The organism is Promineifilum sp. (SeqCode) (genome assembly GCF_041918635.1).
GTDB lineage: Bacteria > Chloroflexota > Anaerolineae > Promineifilales > Promineifilaceae > Promineifilum.
Genome location: NZ_JAYRVJ010000667.1, coordinates 1 through 4,682 on the forward strand (window position 1 = coordinate 1; position 4,682 = coordinate 4,682).

The window sequence follows — 4,682 nt, forward strand, 5'->3', positions numbered from 1 at the left end:
CTGGAACCTGGAACCTGGAACCTATCCTTTTATGGGTCGTGCCCTATTTCATCCTCACGGGCAGCTTCTACGTCAAGTTCATGCGCTACATGCAGCCCATCGTCCCATTTCTCATCCTGTTTGGCGCGGCAATGGTATTGGGGAAGGGCCGGCCGTGGCGCGGGATTCTTATCTCGCGCTACGCCCGCTGGGCGTTGGCCGGGCTGACGCTGGGCTTTACGGCGCTCTACGCGCTCAGCTTCATGGCGATTTACCGTGAGGAGCATCCCTGGAACCGCGCCTCGCGCTGGGTCTATGAGCAGCTTTCGCCGGGCACGTTGCTGCTGAGCGAGCAGTGGGACGACTACCTGCCCGCGACGATGATCGTCGACGAACAGCGCCGCCGCCGCGAGGAGTTCCCCAACGCCGAACTGACCTGGCTATCGCTGCCGGACGCGGCCGACGATGAGCAGAAGCTCAAGGCGAACCTTGACTTGTTGTCTGGCGCGGAGTACGTGACTATCCTCTCCAACCGCGTCTACGGCGTCGTCCCGCGCCTGCCGGAGCGCTATCCGCTCTCGTCCCGGTATCATCAGTTGCTCTTCGACGGGGCGCTGGGCTATGAGTTGGTGTGGGCCGGCGGGCGTTCGCCGGCCCTGTTCGGTATCCCGCTGCGGCCGGACACGTTCGGCTGGCCGGGGCTGCGACCGCCGGCCGACCTGAACCGGCTGGCGGCTTGGCCGCCGTCCGCGCTCACGTTCGGACGGGTGGATGAGAGCTTTGTCGTGTATGATCAGCCATTGACGCTGATTTTTCGCAATACCGCCCACTTGAGTGCTGAGCAGATGCGGGCTCGGTGGTAGGGGCGGGTTTCAAACCCGCCCCTACCGTGGTCAGTGATCAGTAAGAAGTAAGCAGACAGATAGAGCTGTCTTTACCGAATGAGAGCGTTAGTTTGAAGCAACCGACCGGCCGTCGTTATCTCTTCTTGACTGTCTTCGTCGCCGGGATGACCACGCTGGCCGTGGAGTTCACCGCCAGCCGGCTGCTCCAGACGGTGTACGGTACGTCCAACATCGTCTGGGCCAACGTCATCGGTCTCGTCCTGCTGTCGCTGACCGCCGGCTACTTCATCGGCGGCCGTCTGGCCGACCGCCGGCCGCGCGCCGATCTCTTCTATATGTTGGTCACGCTGGCCGGCTTCTGCGCCGTCTTCTTCCTGCTTTTAACCAGCGCCGTTCTACGCCGCGCCGCCGGGGCGATGGCGGTCATGGACGTGGGCGCTATCGCCGGGTCACTGGTGTTGGTCGTGCTGGCGCTGGTTGTCCCGGTGACGCTGCTGGGCTGCCTGTCGCCGTTTGCCATCCGGCTGGCCGTAAGCGACGTGGGCGAATCCGGCCGCGTCAGCGGCCACATCTATGCCATCTCCACCCTGGGTAGCCTGCTGGGCACGTACTTGCCCGTCCTGGTGGTCATCCCGCTGGCTGGTTCGCGCCTGACGGCCGTGCTGTTTGGCTCGCTGCTCCTGATCGTTGGGTTGGTGGGCCTGTGGCGAACCCGCGACAGTTCCCGCCGCGCCCGCGCCGCGGCCGTCGCGCTCTTGCCCGCCCTGCTCATCCCCTCGGCCCTCTGGCTGCGCGGCGACCTCAAGGCGTATGCCGGGCAGCTGTATGAGACGGAGTCGGCCTATAACTACATTCAGGTCATCCGCCGGGATGACTGTAACTATCTGCTATTGAACGAAGGCCAGGCATACCACTCCTTCTATTGCGACGGCGGCCGCGTGCCCGGCATCTCCGTCTGGAGCATCATGCTGGCCGCGCCCTACTTCAACGCTGAGGCCCGGACGCCGCGGCGGGTCGCCGTTGTCGGCCTGGCGGCCGGAACCATCGCCAAGCAGTACACGCAGGTATTCGGCCCCATCGCTATTGACGGCATCGAGTTGGATCCGGCCATCATCGAGGTTGGCCGCGCCTACTTCGCCCTGGATGAGGCGAACGTCAACACCATGGCCGGCGACGGCCGCTACGGCCTGGCGCAGCTGGCCGGCCCTTATGACGTCATCACCGTGGACGCCTACAAAGTGCCCTACATTCCCTGGCATCTGACCACGCGCGAGTTCTTCACTGAGGCGCGCGACCGGCTGAGCGAGACGGGCGTGCTGGCGATCAACGTCGGCGGCGCGCCGGGCGACCGGCGGCTCATCGACGCCGTCGGCGCGACGTTGCTGACTGTCTTCCCGTCCGTTCACGCCATCGACGTTCCCGGCACATTGAATACAATTCTGGTGGCGACGCGGCAGCCGACGACAGCCGACGCCCTGCGCGCCCACGCGGCGGCGCTGCCGGCTGAGGCCGACCCGTTGCTGCGCGACACGCTGCAACTGGCCGCCGCTCATCTGGTCCCGCTGGCCGCCGGCGGGCTGGTGCTGACCGACGACCGCGCGCCGGTGGAAACGATCAGCGATTCGATTGTGATACGCTACCTGCTGGAAACCGGGCCTTCGGGTCTGGGAGGCTTAGAATAAATGGCTACGGATTGTGACGGAGGGGACGAGTTTTATGGTGAGAACCCGTTTTCTCTGTCAGAATCCGTAGCCATTCATGCGACTAACGACCAACGACTAACGAGAAATCAATGACCAACAAAGCACTCCTGACGCTAATCCGCTGGCTGGTGATCCTGAGCATGCCCTTCTTTCTGGGCCTGGGCATGATTCGGGCGATTATCGCCTGGGACTATCCCGGCTTCGAGTACGGGCGTATCGCGCCGGACATATTTGGCTTCACGCCGGAGGAGCGGCTGGAGTTAGCCCACGGCACGCTGGATTACCTGCAGCGGCCGGAGCCGGCCGACGAGGTGATCTACCTGCTCGAAGACTTGCGGCTGCCGGGAACGGATCGGCCCCTCTACAATGCCGGCGAGATCAGCCACATGATCGACGTGAAAGTAGTTGCCGACGCCCTCAAGTGGGTCGCCTATGGCGCGGGGGCGATTGTGGTCATTGGCCTGGCCGTGCTGCTGATCCCGGCGGCCACGCGGCTGTTCGGCTGGCGCACGCTGATGTGGGGCGGGCTGGCGACGGTCATCACCCTGGCCGTCATCGCCCTGGCCATCCTCATTGCCTGGCCCATCTTCTTCGTGCAGTTCCACGAGCTGCTCTTCCCGCCCGGCTCCTGGACATTTGCCTACAGCGACTCGCTCATCCGGCTCTTCCCCGAGCAGTTCTGGTTCGACTTCGGGGTGCTGGTCAGCGTGGGGACGCTTGTGCTGGGCGTGCTGGTGGCGCTCGCCGGCTGGCTCATGGCGCGGCGGAGCCGGCCGCGGGTGACAGCGTGATCTCCACCCAATTCACCCGGTCGGGGAAGACCCACAACTCGGTCGAATAGCGCCGCCGGCCGCTGTCTACCACGGCCTGGTAGTAGCCCGGCTCCACGTCGTCGAGGACGAAGGTCTCGTCGAGCAGGTCATCCGGGTTAGGCTCGCCGGCGGCGTAGGACGTGGTGGCGGTGTAGGGCGCTGGCCCATCCACGCGCAGCAGCGCCACCGGGGCCTCATTCAGCCGCCCGCCGTCGGGGCCTAGCACGCGCCCGGCCACCACCCCCGTCCCCTTCAGCGGCTTGAGCCAGAGCAGCGGGTTGCGCGTCGCCCCATAGCTGTTTTCCCCAAAGCGCAGTTCAAAGTGAAGGTGCGGCCCATCGGCCACACCCGACTCACCCGATAGGCCGAGCGTGTCGCCAACGGCCACGGCCTGTCCAGCCGTTACCGCGATCTCGGACAGGTGGCCGTAGAGCGCGTACAGCGACCCGCCCGCCAGCCCGCTCATTTCGACGATGACGAGGTTGCCGTAGAAATTGGTCTGCGGCCCGTAGGCGATCTGGCTGTCGTCGCCGGCCACGACCACGGCCCCCGGCGCGACGGCCAGCACCGGCGTGCCCGCCGGCACGCCGAACTCGACGCCGGTATGCGGCCGGAGCGTCCCGCCCCGTGTGCTGCCATAGGGATAGGACTTGTCCGTCCACGTTGCTCCGCCGGCGGCAACGGGCCGTGGCAGTAGCAGGTGTTCCCCCTCGACCGGCGGCGGGGGTGGTGGGGGAGTGAAGGTGGGGGGCGGGGTGGTCGTGGCCGTCGCGCCCGCGGCATCGTTTGTTGACGGTGAGCAAGGGAGCTGGGGTGCAGGGGTGCAGGGGGGAGCATCGGCGCTTGCGCCAGCGGACAATGGTGTGGCGGTCAGGAGAGGGGTAGGCGTGGGCGGCGGCGCGGGCGTGGTCACCACGCTGCCGGCGTTCGTCGCTTCGAGGGAAGGCGATGGGCTGGCCGTCACGCGTACAGAACCCGCATCATCGGCCCGTGGCGCAGGATTCTTATCCTGCGCTACAGTTGGCGGCGCGCTTGTGCTTTCCGCTAGGGTTGCACAACCGGCATGGAGGGCGACGACCGCGAGAATGAAAACCGCAAGGTAGATCTGCACGACTCGCCCGCGGTCAGAACGGGCAAACAATCAAGCCCCCCCACGCTCGGCGGCGATGGCGACCGTCTCGCGGGCGATCTCTTCCGTTTCGGCGATCAGCCCATCCGCTTCGGCTGCCCATGCTTCGGCCAGCGCCCGATCCTTCAGGCTAGACCCGTTGATCTTGACGTTCAGTCCCGCGCCGTGGGTGGCCGCGCGGGCCATGATGGCTCCTACGGCCGCATCGGTGGCC

General features: G+C 66.0%; 5 protein-coding genes. 3 read left to right on the top strand and 2 right to left on the bottom strand.

The features are described 5' to 3' along the window. The 3 genes from ACE3UY_RS19565 to ACE3UY_RS19575 all read left to right on the top strand — a co-directional run. The coding region (locus ACE3UY_RS19565; protein WP_374689161.1) for a hypothetical protein at positions 1 to 842 on the top strand (842 nt) is incomplete at its 5' end. Between the two features lie 92 nt (positions 843 to 934). Continuing rightward, positions 935 to 2,506 (top strand): spermidine synthase, encoded by a 1,572-nt coding sequence (locus ACE3UY_RS19570; RefSeq protein ID WP_374689162.1) that lies wholly within the window; start codon positions 935 to 937, stop codon positions 2,504 to 2,506. A gap of 110 nt (positions 2,507 to 2,616) precedes the next feature. Next, the gene (locus tag ACE3UY_RS19575; protein ID WP_374689163.1) at positions 2,617 to 3,318 is read left to right on the top strand and encodes a TIGR01906 family membrane protein; all 702 of its coding nucleotides are present in this window, start codon (positions 2,617 to 2,619) and stop codon (positions 3,316 to 3,318) included. Here the strand turns inward: ACE3UY_RS19575 and ACE3UY_RS19580 are convergent. Beyond that, on the bottom strand, positions 3,281 to 4,303 hold the full coding sequence (locus tag ACE3UY_RS19580) for a M23 family metallopeptidase (RefSeq protein ID WP_374689164.1): 1,023 nt from the start codon (positions 4,301 to 4,303) through the stop codon (positions 3,281 to 3,283). The two genes, ACE3UY_RS19575 and ACE3UY_RS19580, sit on opposite strands and share 38 nt — an antisense overlap. Positions 4,304 to 4,480: 177 nt before the next feature. After that, positions 4,481 to 4,682, bottom strand: a 202-nt coding sequence (locus tag ACE3UY_RS19585; RefSeq protein WP_374689165.1) for a cyclodeaminase/cyclohydrolase family protein, incomplete at its 5' end; no start/stop codon positions are given.

Coding starts and splice junctions, on each gene's coding strand:
- ACE3UY_RS19575 (WP_374689163.1), top strand. CDS start 2,617: ATGACCAACAAAGCACTCCTGACGCTAATCCGCTGGCTGGTGATCCTG.